Below are 1,823 nucleotides of genomic sequence, written 5' to 3'. Positions count from 1 at the left end.
GATGGAGGCCTGAGATGCGCGCCATGTCCCGCAACGACCTGTTGCTGTTCCTCGGCTTCACCATTGCCGTGCTAACCATGCCCATCTGGTTGCAGCCCTTCGGCGCCGCCTATCCGGACCTTCTGCAGCGCTTCATGATCTTCGGCATCTTCGCCGTCGGCTTCAATATCCTCTTCGGCCTCACCGGCTATCTCAGCTTCGGCCACGCCGCCTTCTTCGGCGTCGGCTCCTATGCGGCGGTCTGGTCGTTCAAGCTGCTCAGCCTGGACGCCATCCCGGCGATGATCTTCGCCATCGTCGTCTCCGGCCTCTTCGCGCTGGTCATCGGCTATGTCAGCCTGCGCCGTTCCGGCATTTACTTCTCCATCCTGACGCTGGCCTTTGCGCAGATGAGCTACAACCTGGCCTATTCGGTGCTGACGCCCATCACCAATGGCGAGACTGGGCTGCAGCTCACGCTCAACGATCCACGCCATCTCGATGCCATGCTTGGCGATCGCCTGCCCGGCCAGCCCGTGCCCACCCTGCTCGGCCAATCGCTCGGCGGCTTTGGCGGCTTCTATTTCTGCGCCGGCTTCCTGATCCTGGCTTTCTTCATCGCCCAGCGCATCACCGGCTCGCCGTTCGGCATGATGCTCAAGGGCATCAAGTCCAACCAGACGCGGATGAACTACACGGGGTTCAACACCAAGCCTTATACGCTGGCAGCCTTCGTCATATCAGGGATGTATGCGGGCCTCGCCGGTGCGCTGCTTGCCGTCACCGACCCTCTTGCCGGCGCTGAGCGCATGCAGTGGACTGCCTCGGGCGAGGTGGTGCTGATGACTATCCTGGGCGGCGCCGGCACGCTGGTCGGACCGGTGATCGGCGCCTGGCTGATCAAGTATTTCGAGAACATCTTCTCTGCCATCAACGAGACCATCCTCGCCCGCTTCTGGGATTTCCTGCCCGAAGGCGCGGATCACTTCGCCGTTGTGGTCAGTTCCAAGTTCGTCGGCGAGGGCTGGTTCCTCACCCTGGGCCTCGTCTTCGTGCTGATCGTGGTCTTCCTGCCGGGCGGTATCATGGAAGGGGTTCGCCGCATCGCGCACCTGTTCAACCGCCCGAGCAAGTCACAAGGCAAACCGGGCAAAGCCGCGCCACAACCGCAACCTGCAGAGTAGGACCAGAACGATGACCACACCCAATGTCGTCCTGCACGTTGCCGACGTCCACAAGCGCTTCGGCGGGCTGCATGCCCTCGCTGACATCGACCTGCAGGTCGAGGAGGGCCAGACCCACGCAATTATCGGCCCCAATGGCGCCGGCAAATCGACCTTGCTCAATGTCATAATCGGCAAATTGGCGCCGACAAGCGGCCAGGTGATTTTCGATGGCGCCATTCTCACCGGCCGCAAGCCCTACCAGATCAACCAGATGGGCATTGCCCGCGTGTTCCAAACGCCGGAAATCTTCGCCGACCTTTCAGTGCTGCACAATGTGATGATCCCTGCCCTTGCCAAGCGTGACGGCGCCTTCAAGCTCAACATGCTGCGTTCGCTCGACAGCGAGATCGGCATCCGGCAGGAGGCCGAGCACATGCTGGAAGATGTCGGCATGCACAGCAGCCGGGACATGCATGCCGGCAGCCTCAGCCGCGGCGACAAGCGCCGGATGGAGCTGGCCATGTGCCTCATCCAGCATCCGCGCCTGCTGCTGCTCGATGAACCCACGGCCGGCATGAGCCGTCACGACACCAACACCACCATCGAGCTGCTCAAGAAGATCAAGAGCCGCGGCATGACCAAGGTAATCATCGAACACGACATGCATGTCGTGTTCTC

2 protein-coding genes are annotated in these 1,823 nt (G+C 61.8%); both read left to right on the top strand.

Going from position 1 to position 1,823, the window contains the following annotated elements; all coding sequences use genetic code 11:
* Positions 1–14: 14 nt before the first annotated feature.
* Positions 15–1,163, top strand: coding sequence for a branched-chain amino acid ABC transporter permease (locus tag V6M52_RS01960; RefSeq protein ID WP_332698875.1), 1,149 nt, complete (start codon positions 15–17; stop codon positions 1,161–1,163).
* Between the two features lie 10 nt (positions 1,164–1,173).
* Positions 1,174–1,823, top strand: a 650-nt coding sequence (locus V6M52_RS01955) for an ABC transporter ATP-binding protein (RefSeq protein ID WP_332698872.1), incomplete at its 3' end; no start/stop codon positions are given.

The sequence above is a fragment of the Devosia sp. genome, assembly GCF_036676215.1.
Taxonomy (GTDB): domain Bacteria; phylum Pseudomonadota; class Alphaproteobacteria; order Rhizobiales; family Devosiaceae; genus Devosia.
The sequence above is the reverse complement of the archived record's forward strand: the minus strand, read 5'-3'. Positions and strand labels throughout refer to the sequence as shown.